13 protein-coding genes are annotated in these 20,359 nt (G+C 63.4%); 7 read left to right on the top strand and 6 right to left on the bottom strand.

Annotated features, from left to right (window positions below; translation table 11 throughout):
* Positions 1–6: 6 nt before the first annotated feature.
* The 3 genes from EA473_RS09495 to EA473_RS09505 are packed head-to-tail and all read left to right on the top strand — an operon-like array spanning position 7 to position 4,573.
* Positions 7–2,928, top strand: coding sequence for a DNA-directed RNA polymerase subunit A' (locus EA473_RS09495; RefSeq protein ID WP_124195421.1), 2,922 nt, complete (start codon positions 7–9; stop codon positions 2,926–2,928).
* Positions 2,921–4,117, top strand: a complete 1,197-nt coding sequence (gene rpoA2, locus EA473_RS09500; protein WP_124195422.1) for a DNA-directed RNA polymerase subunit A'' — start codon at positions 2,921–2,923, stop codon at positions 4,115–4,117. Before EA473_RS09495 ends, rpoA2 begins: the two co-directional genes overlap by 8 nt.
* A gap of 3 nt (positions 4,118–4,120) precedes the next feature.
* Positions 4,121–4,573, top strand: coding sequence for a NusA-like transcription termination signal-binding factor (locus EA473_RS09505; RefSeq protein ID WP_124195423.1), 453 nt, complete (start codon positions 4,121–4,123; stop codon positions 4,571–4,573).
* Between the two features lie 159 nt (positions 4,574–4,732).
* Here the strand turns inward: EA473_RS09505 and EA473_RS09510 are convergent, their stop codons facing one another.
* Together EA473_RS09510 and EA473_RS09515 are read right to left on the bottom strand one after the other, a co-directional pair.
* Positions 4,733–5,107: a hypothetical protein gene (locus EA473_RS09510; RefSeq protein WP_124195424.1), complete on the bottom strand. Its 375-nt coding sequence runs from the start codon at positions 5,105–5,107 to the stop codon at positions 4,733–4,735.
* Positions 5,108–5,547: 440 nt separating this feature from the next.
* The gene (locus tag EA473_RS09515; RefSeq protein WP_124195425.1) at positions 5,548–6,675 is read right to left on the bottom strand and encodes an NAD(P)/FAD-dependent oxidoreductase; all 1,128 of its coding nucleotides are present in this window, start codon (positions 6,673–6,675) and stop codon (positions 5,548–5,550) included.
* 231 nt (positions 6,676–6,906) lie between these two features.
* On the opposite strand from EA473_RS09515, the gene EA473_RS09520 reads away from it, so the two are divergent.
* A complete protein-coding gene (locus EA473_RS09520; protein ID WP_086887596.1) occupies positions 6,907–7,335 on the top strand; it encodes a 30S ribosomal protein S12 in 429 nt (142 codons plus the stop codon).
* Positions 7,336–7,337: 2 nt separating this feature from the next.
* Entirely contained in the window at positions 7,338–7,946 is a 609-nt protein-coding gene (locus EA473_RS09525) for a 30S ribosomal protein S7 (RefSeq protein ID WP_124195426.1), read from the top strand.
* A 122-nt stretch (positions 7,947–8,068) separates the two neighbouring features.
* On the opposite strand, the gene EA473_RS09530 is transcribed toward EA473_RS09525, so the two are convergent.
* Complete coding sequence (locus EA473_RS09530) at positions 8,069–8,824, bottom strand: DUF5781 family protein (RefSeq protein WP_124195427.1); 756 nt, start codon at positions 8,822–8,824, stop codon at positions 8,069–8,071.
* A 208-nt stretch (positions 8,825–9,032) separates the two neighbouring features.
* Between EA473_RS09530 and EA473_RS09535 the strand changes: the two genes are divergently transcribed.
* The gene (locus EA473_RS09535; RefSeq protein ID WP_124195428.1) at positions 9,033–11,219 is read left to right on the top strand and encodes an elongation factor EF-2; all 2,187 of its coding nucleotides are present in this window, start codon (positions 9,033–9,035) and stop codon (positions 11,217–11,219) included.
* 679 nt (positions 11,220–11,898) lie between these two features.
* Here the strand turns inward: EA473_RS09535 and cofH are convergent.
* From cofH to EA473_RS09550, 3 genes are all read right to left on the bottom strand, one after another.
* The gene (gene cofH, locus EA473_RS09540; protein ID WP_124195429.1) at positions 11,899–13,281 is read right to left on the bottom strand and encodes a 7,8-didemethyl-8-hydroxy-5-deazariboflavin synthase subunit CofH; all 1,383 of its coding nucleotides are present in this window, start codon (positions 13,279–13,281) and stop codon (positions 11,899–11,901) included.
* A 241-nt stretch (positions 13,282–13,522) separates the two neighbouring features.
* Entirely contained in the window at positions 13,523–16,294 is a 2,772-nt protein-coding gene (locus EA473_RS09545; RefSeq protein WP_124195430.1) for a methyl-accepting chemotaxis protein, read from the bottom strand.
* A gap of 135 nt (positions 16,295–16,429) precedes the next feature.
* Positions 16,430–19,057 carry a methyl-accepting chemotaxis protein gene (locus EA473_RS09550; protein WP_124195431.1) on the bottom strand — a complete coding sequence of 876 codons (2,628 nt, stop codon included), beginning with the start codon at positions 19,055–19,057 and terminating at the stop codon, positions 16,430–16,432.
* A 204-nt stretch (positions 19,058–19,261) separates the two neighbouring features.
* Between EA473_RS09550 and EA473_RS09555 the strand changes: the two genes are divergently transcribed.
* The gene (locus EA473_RS09555) at positions 19,262–20,332 is read left to right on the top strand and encodes a phosphoribosylaminoimidazolesuccinocarboxamide synthase (RefSeq protein WP_124195432.1); all 1,071 of its coding nucleotides are present in this window, start codon (positions 19,262–19,264) and stop codon (positions 20,330–20,332) included.
* Positions 20,333–20,359 lie beyond the last annotated feature (27 nt).

The following is a 20,359-nucleotide window of genomic DNA, read 5'->3' on the forward strand; positions in this document are numbered from 1 at the left end:
CACATCATGCGAAACAGCACACCAAAAGACATCGGATCGATCAACTTCGGGCTCATGGAGCCCGAGGAGTACCGGGAGATGAGCGCGACGAAGATCATCACCGCGGACACCTACGACGACGACGGGTTCCCCATCGACATGGGGCTCATGGATCCCCGTCTGGGGGTCATCGACCCCGGCCTCGAGTGCAAGACCTGCGGGAAACACTCCGGCTCGTGTAACGGCCACTTCGGCCACATCGAACTCGCCGCACCGGTGATCCACGTCGGATTCACGAAGCTCATTCGGCGACTCCTTCGCGGGACCTGCCGTGAGTGTTCGCGGCTCCTGTTGACGGAGGACGAACGCGAGGAGTTCCGCGAGGACATCGACGAGTCGCGAAAGCTCGGCCGAGACTTAAACGACGTGACGAAAGCCGCGATCCGACAGGCACGAAAGAAGGATCGCTGCCCCTTCTGTGGCGAGGTTCAGTACGATATCGACCACGAGAAGCCGACCACGTACTACGAGGTCCAACAGGTTCTCACGAGCGAGTACTCCCAGCGCATCGCCGCGGCGATGCAGGGCGGGGAGGACGGCGAACGAATGGGGCCGGACCAGCTCGCCGAGGAGACGGAGATCGAACTGTCGCGGGTCAACGAGATCCTCTCCGGGTCGTTCAGACCTCGCGAGAATCAGCGAAAGGCGATCGAGAAGGCCCTCGACATCGACCTCACAGAGGAGGACACGAACAAGCTGATGCCCTCCGACATTCGGGACTGGTTCGAGGCGATTCCGGACGAGGACATCGAAGTGCTCGGTATCGACCCCGACCGTTCCCGTCCGGAGTGGATGATACTCACCGTCCTGCCGGTTCCACCGGTTACTGCCCGTCCGTCGATCACGCTCGACAACGGCCAGCGTTCCGAGGACGACCTCACGCACAAGCTAGTCGACATCATCCGGATAAACCAGCGGTTCATGGAGAACCGCGAGGCCGGTGCGCCGCAACTGATCATCGAGGACCTCTGGGAACTGCTCCAGTACCACGTCACGACGTTCATGGACAACGAGATTTCGGGTACGCCGCCGGCTCGTCACCGCTCCGGTCGGCCGCTGAAGACTCTCTCCCAGCGCCTGAAGGGCAAGGAGGGACGATTCCGCGGCTCGCTGTCCGGAAAGCGCGTCAACTTCTCGGCCCGAACCGTCATCTCGCCTGACCCGACACTTAGCCTGAACGAGGTCGGGGTTCCCGACCGCGTCGCAAAGGAGATGACCCAGACGATGAACGTCACCGAGCGCAACGTCGAGGAAGCTCGACGCTACGTCTCGAACGGTCCGGAAGGCCACCCCGGCGCGAACTACGTCCGCCGACCCGACGGCCGCCGGCTGAAGGTGACCGAGAAGAACTGCGAGAAACTCGCCGAGAAGGTCGAGGCAGGCTGGGAGGTCAACCGCCACCTCGTCGACGGCGACATCGTCATCTTCAACCGCCAGCCGTCGCTGCACCGGATGTCGATCATGGCCCACGAAGTCGTCGTGATGCCGTACAAGACGTTCCGGCTAAACACCGTCGTCTGCCCGCCGTACAACGCCGACTTCGACGGCGACGAGATGAACATGCACGCCCTCCAGAACGAGGAGGCCCGCGCCGAAGCACGCGTGCTCATGCGCGTCCAGGAACAGATTCTCTCCCCGCGTTTCGGCGAGAATATCATCGGCGCGATCCAGGACCACATCTCCGGAACGTACCTGCTCACCCACGACAACCCGCGGTTCAACGAGACCCAGGCACTCGACCTCCTGCGTGCGACCCGGATCGACGAACTGCCGGAGCCGAGCGGAATCGACGACGAGGACGAACCGTTCTGGACCGGCCACGACGTCTTCTCGGAGTTGCTCCCCGACGACCTCGACCTCGAGTTCACCGGGACCGTCGGCGAGGACGTCGTCGTCGAGGACGGCCAGCTCGTCGAGGGAACCATCGCGGAGGACGAGGTCGGCGAGTTCGGCGGCGAGATCGTCGACACGATCACGAAACGCTACGGTAACACGCGCTCGCGAATCTTCATCAACGAGGTGTCGACGCTCGCGATGCGGGCGATCATGCACTTCGGGTTCTCGATCGGGATCGACGACGAAACCATCCCCGAGGAGGCCCAGACCCGCATCGACGAGACGATCGAGGACGCCAACGATCGCGTCGAGGAACTCATCGAGGCCTACGAACGCGGCGAACTCGAGTCGCTTCCGGGGCGAACGATCGACGAGACCCTCGAGATGAAGATCATGCAGACGCTCTCGCGTGCGCGAGACAATGCAGGAGACATCGCGGACGAACACTTCACCGAGGACAACCCCGCCGTGGTCATGGCCAGTTCGGGTGCCCGTGGGTCGATGCTCAACCTGACTCAGATGGCCGGCTGTGTCGGTCAGCAAGCGGTTCGTGGCGAACGGATCAACCGCGGCTACGAGGACCGGACGCTGTCACACTACGAGCCGAACGACCTCTCGGCGGAAGCACACGGCTTCGTCGAGAACTCCTACACGAGCGGCCTCACCCCGCGGGAGTTCTTCTTCCACGCGATGGGTGGTCGCGAAGGACTGGTCGACACGGCAGTCCGTACCTCGAAGTCCGGGTACCTGCAGCGCCGTCTGATCAACGCGCTGTCGGAACTCGAGACGCAGTACGACGGGACGGTTCGAGACACCAGCGATACGATCGTTCAGTTCGAGTTCGGCGAGGACGGCACGTCGCCGGTCAAAGTCTCCTCGGGCGACGATAACGCGATCGACGTCGGCGAAATCGCCGATCGCGTCATCGACTCGGAGTTCGCCTCCGAAGAGGAACGACGGGAGTTCCTCGGTGAACGACGGGAGGTGACGAACCTCTCGGAACACGCTGACGATCGCCTCGTCGAGGGTGCGGAGGTGACCTCCGATGACTGAAGTCGCATACGACGTCGACGACGATACGATCGCGGTCGTCGAGGATACGGATCTTCCCCGCCGACTCAAAGACGACGTTTACGCGGAACTCGAGGAACGCGACGGTTCGACCGTCGAGGACGCGGACGAACTGGCGAAAGCCGTCGAGACGCGATACCTGGGAACGCGGGTCGATCCGCTCGACCCCGTCGGCACCGTCTCGGCCCAGTCGATCGGCGAACCGGGAACGCAGCTGACGATGAACACGTTCCACTACGCGGGGGTCGCAGAGATCGACGTCACGCAGGGGCTTCCACGCCTCATCGAGCTGGTCGACGCCCGGAAGACGCCGGACACGCCGATGATGACGGTTCACCTGGAAGACGAGTACGCGACCGAACGGGAGAGCGCCCACGAGGTCGTCTGGAACATCGAGGCGACGAAGATCCTCGCGCTTGGTGACGTCTCGACGAACGTCGCGGACATGCGCGTCCAGATTTCGCTCAACCGGGATACCCTCGAGGAGCGAATGATCGCGCCCGAGGAAGTCGCCGAGATCATCGAGGACAACCTCGGCGTGGACACGGTCCAGAACGGGACGGAGATCCAGTTCGGTCCGGAAGAGCCGTCCTACCGGGACCTGCTCCAGCTGGTCGAGGAACTGCGCGACATCACGTTCAAGGGGATCGAAGAGGTCTCTCGAGTGGTCATCCGGCGCGAAGAGATGGACGACGGGAGCGAGGAGTTCGTCCTCTACACCGAGGGGTCGGCCTTCGGCGACGCCTTAGAGATCGAAGGTGTCGACGCCTCCCGGACCACGTGTAACAACATCCACGAAATCCACCGCAACCTCGGCATCGAGGCTGCCCGCGAGGCCATCATCGAGGAGACGAACAACACGCTCGCCGAGCAGGGTCTCGACGACGTCAACGTTCGCCACCTGATGCTGGTCGCCGACATGATGACCAACAACGGTGAGATCGAGTCGATCGGTCGCCACGGCATCTCCGGTTCGAAGGAGTCGGTTCTCGCACGTGCGGCGTTCGAAGTCACGGTCAACCACCTGCTCAACGCCGCGATCCACGGCGAGATCGACGATCTGAACGGCGTCACCGAGAACGTCATCGTCGGAAAGCCGATCAAACTCGGTACCGGTGACGTCGACCTCCGCATGGGATCGACGTCGTCGAGCAGTCGACAGGCAGACTGATCGATGGGCGTTACCCTCGACGACGACGCCCGGCGGTATCTCGCGCTGTTCGAAGACGTCACCGGAGCGGACGGCATCGACTGTCTGCCCGCCGAAAGCGACGAATCCGCTCGAGGCGAGGCCGGCCAGGACCGGTTGATCGTCGTGGTCTCGAGCGGGCAGATGGGTGAGGCGATCGGGCCCGGCGGGCGGACGATCCAGCGGTACGAAGACCGGGTCGACGCGCCGGTCCGACTCGTCGAAAACGCCGTCGATCCGGAGGAGTTCGTCGCGAACGCGCTCGCACCGGCGGCGGTCTACAACGTCACGATCAGCGAAAACGAAGACACAGTCGCCTACGTCGAGGTTGCCGAAGAAGACCGCGGCGTCGCGATCGGGTCGAACGGCCGGACGATCGAGGCCGCACGGACGCTGGCGAAACGCCACTGCGATATCGACGACGTGCAGTTGATCTGATTATCTATCGCGTTTCGACTGGTCGCTCGCGCAACCCGAATACTCTTCAGGGCCCCATTCCTTCGTCCGGATTGGTGTCGCGGTTTCCGGTGACCGCCGACTCCGGCCGACGCGATCACGGTAAAGAACGAGGACAGTCCGTAGCAGGGGTTCGTGGAGTCAGTTACCATGCATCAGGACAAATACCGTCCAGACCTGCGTCAAGAGCCCGTATATTAGGTCGTCGCCATAGAGTGGCGGGACGAACGCAATCCAGAGAAGTCCAAAGACGAAAATCGCAATTAGTGCCACCACGAGCGGGTACCCTGAAAGATGAACGCTAATCAACCCCCGTTCGGTCGTGGTCGAATATCTCCAGAAGAGGAATCCAGAACAGAAACCCACCGACACGAGTACCACTGTAACCCACGTGAACGTCGGCAGCACGATTCCGGTCTGTGTTCCACCGAACAACAACACGAGAGACAGGACAACGAGGACGATCACATCGATAGCTAACCGAACGGGATTCGAGGGTGAGACTGTGTTACCCATATTACCTGGATCGACTCGTGTGAACATTCTATAAGATACGCTATAACCGTTTCCAATGCCGAAAGTTAATACTTGTCTGATAGAGAGTGGATAGAGGCCAAGTACTACCCGCGTACTCGAGCGATTCGTGCTGCACGAGCGCGACCCGTTCGATACTCGGATCACGAAGCCGATACGATCCGTGGCTGATCGGGATCCGAATCACGCCACGGTTGACGATTCGACGATCGGACTCACCGGTGAGCAAGTGGCCGTTTGTAGCGGTCGGTCCCTCTATGTGAGCGAATGGCACTCGTCACGGACGCGCTCGCGACCGCGTACGTCGCCGACCCGTCCCCGCTCACGTGTTGTGGCCCCTCATACGGTTTACTGTAAATCATTACCGGCGCACCCGTCGCCCGGGTCGCGGGTGCGCCGGTAAACAGTTACAGTAATCCGTATCACACGTCCGCCAACCGATCGACTGAGAGCGGATCCGGAACGGTCGTCCGCTCACCGCTTACCAGTTCGGCGACGACCCGGCCGCTGTGGGGCCCGAGCATCAGCCCGCTCGAGCCGTGACCGGTTGCGACGTACGCTCCGTCCGTCTCGGGGACTGCCCCGATAATAGGTAGCCCATCTCCCGAAATCGGACGGAGACCGACGCGCAGATCGGCGACCGTCGCGTCGGCAAGATCGGGGACAAGACGCTGGGCCTCGGCCAGTACCTCCTCGACGCCGCTGGCCGTCGGGCGCGGATCGAAGCCAGCGTCCGCCTCGAGGGTCGCCCCGCAGACGAGCGTTCCGTCCGGCAACGGGACGAGATAGTGGTGTCTGAACCCGGTGACGATCGGCCACGACGACGTGTCAGTATCCGGGACGTTCAGCCGGGCGATCTGGCCGCGCCTGGGTTCGAGAGGGAGTTCGACGCCGAGTTGCCCTTCGAACGCCGACGACCAGACGCCGCCCGCGAGGACGACGGTTTCGGCGTCGATCCGTTTCCCGCCCGCAGTTTCCACGCCGGTAACCCGTCCCCGGTCGATCCGGATTCGATCGACGTCCCCGTCGTACGTCGTCAGTCCGTGCGTTCGAGCGGCCGTGAGAAGCGAGTCGGTGAATACGCGTCCGTCGATCCGGGCGGCGTCGGCGTAGTGAAACGCTCGTTTCGGCTCGGCGAGGGCGGGGAACCGCTCTCGAGCCTCGTCCGGTTCGATCTCGTCGAGTCGATCGAAGTTCCGGGCGGAAACGCGCTCTAGCCGTTCGTCGTAGGGTTCGATCTCGTCGTCGTCGACCGCAACGCCGACGATACCCACCCGCTCGTAACTCGTCTCTTCGACTCCGTCGCCCCGGAGCCGATCGACCAGCTCGGGGTAGTAGGCGGCGGCGTTCGTCGCGAACTCGAATTGCTCGTCACCACCGGTCAAGCTGCTCGTCGGCGGCGATACGATGCCGGCACCGGCGTCGGTCGCGCGTCCCGCGTCGGCTCGGTCGATCACCGCGGTCTCGACGCCCGCTCGAGCGAGGTGATAGCCCACGGAGGAGCCGACGATCCCACCACCGACGACGACAGCATCGAACCGTTCGGCCATTGGTTTCGCTCGTCGAGGTATCCACATCAAGGTACCGAGACGACCGAGTCACTCCCGATCTCGGTTCGGCGACCTCTCGCCCGCCGAGGCGTGCTAACCTCCGCTCGAGCGGTAACTCGAGGTGCCGAAACGCGCTCAGATTCGGCGAGCGGGGTACGTCGGGCTCTCTCGAGACGTTTCGGGGAAGTCGAAAACGGGCCGTTTAAGTGCCTCCGTCGGATACCGACTTCCATGGCAAACGGCAAGTACGCCGCGCGCAAGCTCAAGAAGGACCGCCAGAACCAGCGGTGGTCTGACTCGGACTACGCGCGCCGCGCACGGGGCCTCCGCGAGAAGTCTGATCCTCTCGAGGGCGCTCCCCAGGCTCGAGGTATCGTACTCGAAAAGGTCGGCATCGAAGCGAAACAGCCCAACTCGGCGATCCGAAAGTGCGTTCGGGTTCAGCTGATCAAAAACGGCAAACAGGTCACCGCGTTCTGTCCCGGTGACGGCGCGATTTCGTTCATCGACGAACACGACGAAGTCACCATCGCCGGTATCGGTGGGGCGAAGGGTCGTGCGATGGGCGACCTCTCGGGCGTCAACTACAAAGTCGACAAGGTAAACGGCGTCGCGCTGCTCGAACTCGTCCGCGGAAACGCGGAGAAACCGGTGCGATAACCATGGCGGCAGAAGACCAACCCGACCCCGACGCACCCGCCGGTGGGGCCGACGTCGGTGCCAAGCTGTTCGGCACCTGGGAGATCGACGAAATCGCCTACGAGGACCCCTCGACCGAACGCTACATCACGGTAACGCCGGTCGCACACACCGCCGGCCGCCACGCGAGCAAGCAGTTCAAGAAGTCCCAGATCTCGATCGTCGAGCGTTTCATCAACCGGCTGATGCAGTCCGAGGAGAACACGGGCAAGAAACAGCAGACGCTCAACTTCGTGCGCGAGGCGTTCGAACTCATCCACGACCGCACCGAGGAGAACCCGGTCCAGGTGCTCGTCACCGCCGTCGAGAACTCCGCGCCGCGAGAGGAGACCGTCCGCCTGAAGTACGGCGGAATCTCGGTCCCGAAGGCGGTCGACGTCGCCCCGCAGCGCCGGGTCGACCAGTCCCTGAAGTTCCTCGCGGAAGGCGTCCACAACGCCTCGTTCAAGTCGTCGACGTCCGTTCCGGAGGCCATCGCCAGCCAGCTTACCGGCGCGGCCAACTACGACGTCCAGACGTACGCGATCAGCCAGAAAGAAGAAAAAGAGCGCGTCGCGGCGGCTGCACGCTAACGCGGTTTTCCTTCTGTTTTCGAGTGGTCGATCAGCGACGGCACTGCTGGTCTCGACGAGACGCACCCCTCGAGTAGCTCGCTCGCTGCCGAGTTCGATAACGAAGCGAAGCGGGTTCCCGTTCAGTCCGCCGCCGGCCCGTCGCCGCCGACGTACGCTCGAGTCGCGTCGACGAGCACCTGCCGGTACCCGCTCGAGTCGGGGTCGCAAGCGAGTTCACGAAAGCGGCGTCTGAACCCCTCGAAGTCGACGCCCGGAGCGTCCATCGCCGCGGCGTGTGCGAGGTCGTACAGCCGGTGATCGTCGTCGACGAGGTCGTGGCGCTCGGCCAGCGCGAGCGCGAAGGCTGCGTTGACGGCCGTAATCTCGGGGTCGGCACTCGGGGAGAGTTGCTGCAGCCCAGCCCGCGCCGGCGTCGCCGGTCGATCCGCGACGGCCGTCGCGAGACTCGACTCGAGAAACGAGAGCAGTTTCTCGCCGGGGCCGACGGTCAGCGTGATGTCGTCGGCGTAGATGTCTTTCATGTGGTTTGCGATCTGGTAACAGTGAGAGAGTTTGCGTCGCTCGACGCTCTTGCCGGCCAGCGCGAGGTAGAGCACCTCCTCGGTCGACTGGACGTGGGAGGGGTGTTCCTGTTCGTATCTGGCCATGTGGGCGAACTCGTGGAGGGCGAGTTCCCGGGCCATCGCACTCGAGGCGGCCTGCCTCGAGATGTTGAGGACGTGGCGGTCGTCGTAGTGGCCGGCCCAGGTTCGCTCGTCGGGGTCGTCCTGGAGGTGGACGTACACCGGCAGGGAGAGATCGTGCTCGGTTTCGAAGAGGTCTCGAGCGCTGAGGAACGGAGAAGTCGGACCGGGTCCCTGTACTCGTATATCCATGCGTACCTGTTCCAGGTGCTGGTTTCGTATGTCTTTTACGCCCGTTTTCGGTGGCCGCGAGACCACCGAATCGGTGTCGTGATCGGCTTGTTGCGTGGCATTCACTCACGTAAACTGGAGATTCACGCACACGAGCCGGGGTACACGTCGAATCCTCCCGCCGACGAAACACTACCCTTTTGACCCCGCTGGCGGTAACTGGGTGTATATGGGCCGACGCAAGAAGATCGTCCAAGAGTGTGAACGGCTGATGGACGAACCGGAGAACATCCGGAACATCGCCATCGCCGCTCACGTCGATCACGGGAAAACGACCCTTTCTGACAACCTGCTGGCTGGTGCGGGCATGATCTCGGATGAGACTGCCGGCGAACAGCTCGCGATGGACACGGAAGAAGACGAACAGGAGCGCGGAATCACCATCGACGCGGCGAACGTTTCGATGACCCACGAGTACGAGGACACCAACCACCTCATCAACCTCATCGACACGCCCGGCCACGTCGACTTCGGTGGCGACGTGACTCGTGCGATGCGCGCCGTCGACGGTGCGCTGGTCGTCGTCGACGCCGTCGAAGGGGCGATGCCCCAGACCGAGACGGTGCTGCGACAGGCCCTTCGAGAGGGCGTCAAGCCGACCCTGTTCATCAACAAGGTCGACCGCCTCATCTCCGAACTGCAGGAAGGTCCCGAAGAGATGCAGGAACGACTGCTCTCGGTCATCCACGACGTCAACGAGCTCATCCGGGGCATGACCCAGGACATGGACGACGTCGATGACTGGACCGTGAGCGTCGAGGGTGGAACCGTCGGCTTCGGCTCCGCGCTGTACAAGTGGGGCGTCTCGATGCCCTCGATGCAGCGTACCGGTATGGACTTCGCCGAGGTCATGGAACTCGAGCGCGCGGACAAGCGCCAGGAGCTCCACGAGAAGACGCCGCTTTCGGACGTCGTTCTCGACATGGTCTGTGAGCACTTCCCGAACCCGGTCGACGCCCAGCCCCGACGTATTCCACGGGTCTGGCGCGGCGACGCCGAGTCCGACCTCGCGGAAGGGATGCGTCTCGTCGACGAGGACGGCGAAGTCGTCTTCATGGTCACCGACATCTCGATGGACCCCCACGCCGGCGAGATCGCCTCCGGCCGCGTCTTCTCGGGCTCCCTCGAGAAGGGCCAGGAGCTGTACGTCTCAGGGACTGCGGGCAAAAACCGCGTCCAGTCCGTCGGCATCTACATGGGCGGTGAACGCGAGGAAGTCGACGAGGTTCCAGCGGGGAACATCGCGGCCGTCACCGGTCTGCGCGATGCCATCGCCGGCTCGACCGTCTCGAGCGTCGAGATGACGCCGTTCGAGTCGATCGAGCACATCTCCGAGCCGGTCATCACGAAAAGCGTCGAGGCCCAGACGATGGACGACCTCCCGAAGCTCATCGAGACGCTTCGTCAGGTCTCCAAGGAGGATCCGACGATCCAGATCACCATCAACGAGGACACCGGCGAACACCTGATCTCCGGGCAGGGCGAGCTTCACCTCGAGGTCATCACCCAGCGCATCGAGAAGAACCAGGGCATTCCGGTCAACACCGGCGAACCGATCGTCGTCTACCGCGAACAGCCCCAGCGGCCGAGCGACGAGATCGAGGGCATCTCGCCGAACCGCCACAACCGCTTTTACGTCTCCATCGAGCCGATGTCGGACGAACTCGTCGAGACGATCCAGATGGGCGAGGCCTCGATGGACATGCCCGAGCAGGAACGTCGTGAGGCCTTACAGGAGGCCGGCATGGACAAAGACGACTCCCAGGAAGTCGAGCACATCCACGGGACCAACATCCTCATCGACGACACGAAGGGGATACAGCACCTAAACGAGACGATGGAACTCGTGATCGAGGGATTCGAGGACGCCCTCGACAACGGCCCGCTGGCCAACGAACCGGTCCAGGGGACCCTCATCCGACTGCACGACGCCCGACTCCACGAGGACACCATCCACCGTGGCCCGGCACAGGTCATCCCGGCAACCCGGAACGCGCTTCACAAGGCGCTGATCGACGGCCAGATCAAGATGCTCGAGCCGATGCAGGACGCTCGTATCGACGTGCCAAACGACCACATGGGTGCCGCATCCGGCGAGATCCAGGGTCGTCGTGGCCGCGTCGACGACATGTACCAGGAAGGCGACCTCATGGTCGTCGAGGGTATCGCACCCGTCGGCGAGATGATCGGCTTCGCAAGCGACATCCGGAGCGCGACCGAGGGCCGTGCATCCTGGAACACCGAGAACGCCGGCTTCGAGGTCATGTCCGATTCCCTCCAGCGCGAGAAGATCATGGAGATCCGCGAGCGCAAGGGCATGAAACTCGAACTGCCGCCGAGTATCGACTACATCTAGACGGCCGTTACTCGCCCGCTCCGTTTTTCGATTCGTCCGCCGTCGGAGAGACTCGTCGCCGTCGCTGACGAGTCAGGGCGATCCTCGCGATCGTGATTCGTCGGCGACGCGACCGCCGTTCGACGCTCGAAGGTGACTGACCGACACCCGCTCTCGGTTTTCCCGGCTGCTCGAGGGTGTCTCGAGCCGTCGACGGTCAGTCCCTCCGCCTCGAAGAGCCGCGATTTCCTCGAGCGACGCTCTCCGTCGCTGTTCGTTCGCCTCGAGCAATTCGATCGTACGGGCGTTCCGTTACTACTGACCGGTGGCGGCCTACGGAACCATGAACTCGCCAATACAGATTAACAATTTTTATTAAGTAACATATCAGTATTGCTATTGTCGTGGAAGACGACCGACCCCGGATTCCGTCCCGAATCGATCCGCTGCGAGTCGGAGCGAACGCGGCACTCGTCGGCGTCTTTCTCGGTGTCGGAACTGCCGTTGCGATCGGCGGTCCCCACACTTTGCAACTTTTCGTCGCTGGAACGATCTCGGTCGCCGTCTGTGTCGTCATCTGGCGAGGGCTGATCGCGCTCGCTCCCTGTACCGGGTTCCCCACCCGACCATGGCCCCGAGTTCGAGTGACGCAAGCGAACGCCCGTCCGCCGAACACCGCCGACGGCGATCGGTACGCCGATCAGTCGTCGGCGAGCACGGCGCGCTCGGATCGCTCCTCTCGTGTCAACAGTGGCGATCCGTCCGCTTTCGGCCCCAGTTCGGGGCCGAACGGCGGGTCGTCGGGATCGATCACCCATTGCGAGTCGTAGTCGGTCGAGCGTTCGACCGGTGTCCGGCCGATCGAGGTGATCATCTCGACGTAGTCCTCGAACGAGCGGAACTCGCCGTACTCGCCGCCGGCGCGTTTCGTGATCTCCTCGGAGAGGATCGTCCCCATGAAGTCGTCGGCACCACACGAGAGCATTTTGAGCCCCTGTTCGTCGCCGTACTTGACCCACGAGGACTGCACGTGATCGACGTTGTCGAGAAAGAGCCGCGAGACGGCGATGAGGAGTTCGTCCTCGTCCGTGCTCGCGCCGCCGGAGACGACGTCGTGTTCGAAAAGCGGCGTGTTCTGGTGGACGAACGACAGCGGGACGAACTCCGTGATCGCACCGTCGACCCGCTCTTGCAGGTCACGGATCCGTTTCAGGTGGAGCGCGCGATGTGCCTCGTTTTCGACGTGTCCGTACATGATCGTCGCCGTCAGACCGAGGCCGACGTTCGCGGCGGCTTCCATCGCCTCGAGCCACCCTCCCGTATCGATCTTGCCGGGACAGATCACGTCCCGTACTTCGTCGACGAGGATTTCGGCGGCGGTACCGGGGACGGTGTCGAGGCCGGCGTCGGCGAGTCGACCGTAGACCTCCTCGTACGACCAGTCGGTTCCGCGGCGAGCGTGGTACCCCTCTTCGGGCGTCATCGAGTGGACGTGGACGCCGTCGACGCTCATCGCCCCCATCTGCTCGGCGTACGTTCCCGGGCTCGTCTCGTACCGTTCCGGTGGAATGTAGTTGACCGCCTTCGGATCCGAATGGGACTCGAGGATCTCGCGGTGTTCGTCGTCCAGCGCGAACGCGGGGTGGAGACCCGAGACCGAGGTGACCTCGTAGATGCCGCGGGAGACGGCGTCGGAGACGATCTCGCGGGAATCGGCAGGCGTCTTCGTAAATCCGGCGGTGTCGACCTCGGATCCCGTCTCGAACGTGTGTGCGGCGTCTTTGAAGTTACAGAACAGACAGCCGACGTTACAGGCCGTCGTGACGTTGTTGTTCAGGTTCGCGACGAAGGTGACCTCCTCGCCGACGACGTCCGCCCGTCGGCGGTCGGCTGCCTCGAGCACCAGTTCCTTCCGTCGCCGATCGATACCGTCGGTGGCCGTTCCAGTCGTCAGTAACTCGATCGCGTCGTCGACGGTGAGTCGGTCACCGTCGTTCGCTTTCGCAAGTGCGTTTTCGAAGGACTGGTCGGTCTCGGGAACGTGATCGAACGCGAGGTCGTCCTTCGTCACCGGTCGCTCCATCGTCGCAACGATGCGGGCACAGTGAGAAAAGGGTGATGGTCCGGCCCTGTTACGGCCGACAGCGACCGTAACAACCGATATCGGTCTGACAGATGTGTGGCCGGCGTTCGCTCGTCGACCGATGTCGCCACTGCGATTGTCGTGTGGACACGATCGGCGATGAAAACCGGATACGAGCCCTGGTACGCACGTCGAGTCCGCGGTCGTCGTGGAGGTTCAGAGAAACCGCCGACCGTCGCCGTTAGGCGTCCGGATCGACCGCCTCGAGGTCGCTCGAGTCGTGTCTGAGGACGATATCCGTTTCGTCCGAATCCGAATCGGGATCGTCGAACTGGGACAGGTCGTCCGAATCCGGGTCCGCGTCCGTGCCAGCGGTATCCGCTCCGTCGGAGGCATCTCCGTCGCCTCCGTCGGCCGATTCGTCACTCTCGCTCGCGTCGTCGGTGTCGTCGGACCGATCTCCGCTTTCGTTTGCGTCGTCGGCGTCATCGGACCGATTTGCGCTTTCGTTCGTGTCGTCGCTCGATTCGCTGGCGTCGACGTCGAACGCCTCGAGGGAGACCCGGAGGTCGTCGGCCATCTCGGTCAGCGACTGTGCGCCCGAGGCGACCTCGGAGACGGTCGCGGTCTGTTCTTCGGCGGCGGCGGCGACGGTTTCGGTTTCGGATTTCGTCTCCTCGCTGATCTCGGTTGCTTCGTCGACCATCTCGACGACGCGCCCGCTGGCGCGGGCCTGTTCGTCGGTGGCGGCGTTGACCGACTGGATGCTCTCGTTTGCGGTCTCGACCTGTTCGGTGATCGCGTCGATGGCCTCGATCCCCTCGTCGACGACTGCGGCTCCGTCGTCGACCTGGTCGCGCATGCGTTCGATCTCGTCGACGGTGTCGTCGACCGACCGCTGGACGCTCGTCACCAGATCGTCGACCTCCTGAGTCGCCTCGCCGGTTTCCTCCGCGAGGGATTTGACCTCGTTGGCGACGACGGCGAAGCCGTCTCCTTCCTCGCCGGCGCTGGCCGCCTCGATCGAGGCGTTGAGCGCGAGCAGGTTGGTCTGGTCGGCGATGTCGTCGATGAGGTCGACGATCTCGCTGATCTCGCCCATCTCGTCGTCGAGTTTGCCGACCTGCTCGCTGATCTCTTCGGCTCGCTGCTCGAGGCGGTCCATCTCCGCTCTGATCTCGCTCGAGGCCTCGCCTGCTTCGTCGGCTCGCTCGGCCGCATTCCCGGAGACGGTAGCGACGTCGTCGGCGGTGGAGGCGATCTCTTGAACCGTCGCCGAGAGATCGTTCATCTCACCGTAGACGTCCTGGAAGCGGTCGCTCTGGTCGGCGGTGGCCGTGGCGATCTCCTCGGCCGAGCGGCTCACCTCGCCGCTTGCCTTCTCGATCTCTTCGACGCGAGTTGTGACGTCGCCGCTGATCCGGTCGACGTCCTCGGAGAGATCCTGGATGTCGACGATGGTGCGCTCGAGTTCCTCGAGCATCTCGTTGAACGCGGCGGCGATCTCGGCGAGTGCCTCGTTGTCGACGTCCTCGTCGAGGCGCTGGGTGAGGTCGCCGTCGGCGGCGACCCCCATCACTTCGCCGAACTCGCTCGCCTTGCGCTCGAGGCGATCGGCCAACTGTTCGGCTTCACGCCGGGCCTCGGCCGCTTCTTCCTGGGACTGTTCGGCGTCGGCTTTGGCGGCCTCGACGTCGGTGATGTAGTTCTCGAGGTCGGTCCCCATCGCTGCGAGTGACTCCCCGAGCGTGCCGGGAACGTCCTCTTCGAGGGCGGGGTCGTCGAACTGCTGTTGGGCGATTGCGTTCGACTGGGCGGTGGCCGTCTCGAGGTACGCCCGGATGTCGTCGAAGGAGTCCTGAACCTGGCCGACCTCGTCGATACGGGTGCCGTTTTCGACCTCGATATCGATGTTTCCTTGCGAGAGCGCGGCGGCGTCGTCCGCGAGGTCCTCGAGGGCTTTGGCGGTCGACTGGCCGATGGTGGCTCCGATGAAGAGGAAGCCGGCGAGTGCGATCGAGATGAGGACGATCAGGGAGTTGGCGACATCGTCGACGAGGGCGTAGGCCGTCGACTGCGGGACGTGGGAGACGAGGAGCCAGTCGGTGTCGGGGACCGGGGTGTAGGCGACGACCTCGCCCGTGTCGTCGAACTCGGTCGTTCCCGACTCGAGTTCGTCGCCGCCCGTAATGTCCTCGGCGCCGTCGCGGTAGGTCGTAAGCACCGATGCCGACTGCTGGCTCATCATGACCTCGCCGGTTTCGCTATCTACGACCTCCGTGTAGCTATCCTCGATGGGGTTGTGGATCTCGTGTGCGAGCATGTCGGCGGAGACGACGACCATGATCGCGTGGCCTTCGTTCGAGCCGCCGACGGGCGTGATGAACGCGATGGCGTTGTGTTCCCCGTACTCGAAGGTATCAGTGTGCGTCGTTTCCAGTTCAGAGATGTCTATCTCGTCGTAGTCGTACCCTGTCGCAGTTCCGTCGTAGGTGGCGTGTAGCTGGAGGTCGAACTCCGAGATGTCGGTTCCGCTCCCGCCACGCTCGGAACTCTGTGCGACGGTGTCCGTCTCGAGGTCGACGTAGTGAAGCGCCAGCACTTCGGTGGGTGATTGACTCTTCTCCATACTCAACCGGCCACCGATCTCCATGCCGAGTCCGTCAGTTATCCGTTCGTCCGTCGCGAGTCGCTGGGACTGCTGTCTGTGGGCATCCAGTTGCGTCGCGAGTTCCTGTGCTTCGAACTCGGCCATGTGACCGAGTTCGTCCTGGCTGTTCTCGGTGATCTCTTCGGAGATACCGGCGTAGAAGAAGACGGCGCTCGCTGACGTCACGAGGAGGACGATCAGGATGACGAGTCCGAACTTCGCCACGTAACTGCGTCGCAACCGATCGGGGGCGCTCTGTTCCCAGAACTGAGTGAGGGTCGTGACGACCCGTCCCCACAACTGGGTGAGGGGCGTGACGCCCCGTCGAAATCGGTCTCGAACTGCTTGTGGTACCGATGGCATTTCCAGAACAGTTCCGTCTCAACTCAAAATCACTTGTGGCCCAGTTTATAAACGGAATGCGCGAAATCGATACTTTCAGTCCGGAATACACTAATACGAGTGTGTCGAATGAAAATTGCCACTCCGTGACCGATCTCAGTGGTTGCTCTCGCGTTCGTCACCGAAAGTTGGCGTTTCGAACTCGTCGTTGGTCACTCCGCGTTCGTCGTACTCGAGAGTGACGTCGGTGTCGTCGGACCGATTTGCGCTTTCGCTCGCGTCGTCGGCGTGGTCGGACCGATCTCCGCTTTCGCTCGCGTCGTCGCTCGGTTCGCTGGCGTCGACGTCGAACGCCTCGAGGGAGACACGGAGGTCGTCGGCCATCTCGGTCAGCGACTGTGCGCCCGAGGCGACCTCGGAGACGGTCGCGGTCTGTTCTTCGGCGGCGGCGGCGACGGTCTCGGTTTCGGATTTCGTCTCCTCGCTGATCTCGGTCGCTTCGTCGACCATCTCGACGACGCGGCCGCTGGCGCGGGCCTGTTCGTCGGTGGCGGCGTTAACCGACTGGATGCTCTCGTTTGCGGTCTCGACCTGTTCGGTGATCGCGTCGATGGCCTCGATCCCCTCGTCGACGACTGCGGCTCCGTCGTCGACCTGGTCGCGCATGCGTTCGATCTCGTCGACGGTGTCGTCGACCGACCGCTGGACGCTCGTCACCAGATCGTCGACCTCCTGGGTGGCCTCGCCGGTTTCTTCTGCCAGCGACTTCACTTCGCTCGCGACGACCGCGAAGCCGTCTCCTTCCTCGCCGGCGCTGGCCGCTTCGATCGAAGCGTTGAGCGCAAGCAGATTCGTCTGGTCGGCGATGTCGTCGATGAGGTCGACGATCTCGCTGATCTCGCCCATCTCGTCGTCGAGTTTGCCGACCTGCTCGCTGATCTCTTCGGCTCGCTGCTCGAGACGGTCCATCTCCGCTCTGATCTCGCTCGAGGCTTCGCCGGCAACTTCCGCTTTCGAAGCGGCCTTGTCGGAGACGGTGGCGACGTCGTCGGCGGTGGAGGCGATCTCTTGAACCGTCGCCGAGAGATCGTTCATCTCACCGTAGACGTCCTGGAAGCGGTCGCTCTGGTCGGCGGTGGCCGTGGCGATCTCCTCGGCCGAGCGACTCACCTCGCCGCTTGCCTTCTCGATCTCTTCGACGCGGGTGGTGACGTCGCCGCTGATCCGGTCGACGTCCTCGGAGAGGTCCTGAATGTCGACGATGGTGCGCTCGAGTTCCTCGAGCATCTCGTTGAACGCGGTGGCGATCTCGGCGAGTGCCTCGTTGTCGACGTTTTCGTCGAGGCGCTGGGTGAGGTCGCCGTCGGCGGCGACCCCCATCACTTCGCCGAACTCGCTCGCCTTGCGCTCGAGGCGTTCGGCCAGCGCTTCCGCCTCGTGTCGGGCTTCGGTGGCGTTCCGTCGGGATTGCTCGGCCTCCGCTTTGGCGGCTTCGACGTCGGTGATGTAGTTCTCGAGGTCGGTCCCCATGGTCGCGAGCGAGTCGCCGAGCGTGCCGGGGACGTTCTCCTCGAGGGCGGAATCGTCGAACTGCTGTTGGGCGATGGCGTTCGACTGGGCGGTGGCCGTCTCGAGGTACGCCCGGATGTCGTCGAAGGAGTCGCGCACCTGGCCGACCTCGTCGATTCGGCCGTCGTCGTCGATTTCGATGTCGATATCGCCCCTCGAGAGCGCGGCGGCGTCGTCCGCGAGGTTCTCGAGGGCGTTGGCGGTCGACCGGCCGATGGTGGCTCCGATGAAGAGGAAGCCGGCGAGTGCGATCGAGATGAGGACGATCAGGGAGTTGGCGACGTCGTCGACGAGGGCGTAGGCCGTCGACTGCGGGACGTGGGAGACGAGGAGCCAGTTCGTATCTGGTACAGGGGTGTAGGCGACGACCTCGCCCGTGTCGTCGAACTCGGTTGCGCCCGTCTCGAGTTCGTCGCCGCCCGTAACGTCCTCGGTACCGTCTCGATAGGTCGTGCGGATCGACTCGGAGTCCTGGCTCACCATGACGACGCCGGAGTCACCGTCGACGACCTCGGTATAGCTATCCTCGAGTGGGTTCTGGACGCTCTCTGCTAACACGTCGGCTGAGACGACGACCATGATCGCGTGACCCTCGTTCGTGCCGCCGACGGGGGAGAAGTACGCGATCGCGTTCTGGCCATCGTACTCGAAGGTCTCCGTGTGTGCGGTATCGACCTCGGTGAGATCGACCTCGTCGTAGGCGCTTCTGGCGGTGGTGTCGTCCTCGGCGACGTACATCTGGAGCTCGAGCGCCGAGATATCGGTTCCGCTCCCGCCACGCTCTGAACTCTGTGCGACGGTGTCGGTCTCGAGGTCGACGTAGTGAAGCGCCAGCACTTCCTCCGGCGTCTGTCTCGTTTCGACGCTCAACTGGCCACCGATGTCCATCCCGTATCCCGACGTGATCCGGTCGTCGGTCGCAAGACGTTGTGAAAGCTGTCTGTGGGCGTCCATCTGGTTCCCGAGTTCCTGTGCTTCGAACTCGGCCATGTGACCGAGTTCGTCCTGGCTGTTCTCGGTGATCTCCTCGGAGATACCGGCGTAGAAGAAGACGGCGCTCGCTGACGTCACGAGGAGGACGATCAGGATGACGAGTCCGAACTTCGCCACGTAGCTTCGCCGTAGCCGATCCGGAACGAGTCGTCCCCAGACCTGGCTGAGGTCCGTGACGAGTCGGCCGGCGGTGTCCCGAACTGATTGTGGTACCGATCGCATTTGCAGTACAGTTCCGTTTCAACTCAAAATCAGTTGTGGCCAATTTTATAAATAGGATCAATTGCCCCGGTCTCTTCACCGACGAAACGCGGTATTTCTCGAGTTGGGGTCGATCGATGCAGCCGATACTGAAACCTTCTTGAGGGACGCCCCCGGGAATTCGAGTATGAACGACGGCGACCGTACCGGACCGGGGTGGCGTCAGTGACGAGCGTCAAGGAGTTCCGAGTCGAAGAAGAACCCACTGCTGACTCGCTCGGCCGTGGCGCGTTCGTTTTCACCGACGATTATTCGGTGTTCGACTGGGGGAAGATGCCCGACCGCGTGCCGGAGAAGGGTGCGAGCCTCTGTACGATGGGCGCGTACAACTTCGAACTGCTCGAGGACGCCGGCATTCCGACCCACTACCGCGGGGTCGTCGAACGGGATGCCGGCCGCGACCGGGCCACCTCGAACGCGAACGCCAAAAGCGAGGACGCCGAGGTCGTCGCCCTCGAGGAGGCCGACGCTCCCCCGATCGAGATGGCGATCGAACTCACGCAGGTTCCCGACCTCCCGAACGACGGCCGGGAGTACGACTACGACCACTACCACGACGCGGCGGGCGAGAACTACCTGATCCCGCTCGAGATCGTCTTCCGAAACCGGGTTCCCGAGGGGTCGAGTCTCCGGCGACGGACGGACCCCTCCGATCACGGCCTCGACCGCGATGGGTGGCCCGCCGACGCGGTCGACCTCGAGGAACCCATCGTCGAGTTCTCCACGAAGTACGAGGAGAGCGACCGCTACCTCGAGTCCGAGGAGACAGATCAGATTGCCGGTCTCGCCGACGTCGGTGAACTCGAGTCGCTGGCTCGAGACGTCAACCGACTCGTCACCGAGCAGGCGGAGTCCGCCGGACTCGACCACCAGGACGGAAAGATCGAGTGTCTCTACGTCGACGGGGAGATTCGCGTCGCCGACGTCGTCGGCACGTTCGACGAGAACCGATTCAGCTACGAGGGAACCCAGCTGTCGAAGGAGGTCCTCCGTCAGTACCACAAACGCACGCAGCCGTCGTGGGTGCAGGCGGTCGAGGCCGCGAAAGCCGAGGCGAAACGCGAAGGAGTCGCCGACTGGCGATCGCTTTGTGCCGAGGGGCCGGACCCACTCGAGGACGACGTGCTTTCCGTCGCTCGCGACATGTACTGTGCCGGTACGAACGCGTACACCCAGCGGGAGTTCTTCGACGCGCCGCCGCTCTCGAGCGCCGTGGGAGCGGTCCGCAGACTGTAACCGGCGGCTCCGTTCGATTCAGTAACC

Source organism: Natrarchaeobius chitinivorans (genome assembly GCF_003841505.1).
Classification (GTDB): Archaea; Halobacteriota; Halobacteria; order Halobacteriales; family Natrialbaceae; genus Natrarchaeobius; species Natrarchaeobius chitinivorans.

Bases quoted from the DNA above. Each gene is read 5' to 3' on its own strand.
- EA473_RS09495 (WP_124195421.1), top strand. From the start codon at position 7: ATGCGAAACAGCACACCAAAAGACATCGGATCGATCAACTTCGGGCTC.
- rpoA2 (WP_124195422.1), top strand. From the start codon at position 2,921: ATGACTGAAGTCGCATACGACGTCGACGACGATACGATCGCGGTCGTC.
- EA473_RS09505 (WP_124195423.1), top strand. From the start codon at position 4,121: ATGGGCGTTACCCTCGACGACGACGCCCGGCGGTATCTCGCGCTGTTC.
- EA473_RS09510 (WP_124195424.1), bottom strand. From the start codon at position 5,107: ATGGGTAACACAGTCTCACCCTCGAATCCCGTTCGGTTAGCTATCGAT.
- EA473_RS09515 (WP_124195425.1), bottom strand. From the start codon at position 6,675: ATGGCCGAACGGTTCGATGCTGTCGTCGTCGGTGGTGGGATCGTCGGC.
- EA473_RS09520 (WP_086887596.1), top strand. From the start codon at position 6,907: ATGGCAAACGGCAAGTACGCCGCGCGCAAGCTCAAGAAGGACCGCCAG.
- EA473_RS09525 (WP_124195426.1), top strand. From the start codon at position 7,338: ATGGCGGCAGAAGACCAACCCGACCCCGACGCACCCGCCGGTGGGGCC.
- EA473_RS09530 (WP_124195427.1), bottom strand. From the start codon at position 8,824: ATGGATATACGAGTACAGGGACCCGGTCCGACTTCTCCGTTCCTCAGC.
- EA473_RS09535 (WP_124195428.1), top strand. From the start codon at position 9,033: ATGGGCCGACGCAAGAAGATCGTCCAAGAGTGTGAACGGCTGATGGAC.
- cofH (WP_124195429.1), bottom strand. From the start codon at position 13,281: ATGGAGCGACCGGTGACGAAGGACGACCTCGCGTTCGATCACGTTCCC.
- EA473_RS09545 (WP_124195430.1), bottom strand. From the start codon at position 16,294: ATGCCATCGGTACCACAAGCAGTTCGAGACCGATTTCGACGGGGCGTC.
- EA473_RS09550 (WP_124195431.1), bottom strand. From the start codon at position 19,057: ATGCGATCGGTACCACAATCAGTTCGGGACACCGCCGGCCGACTCGTC.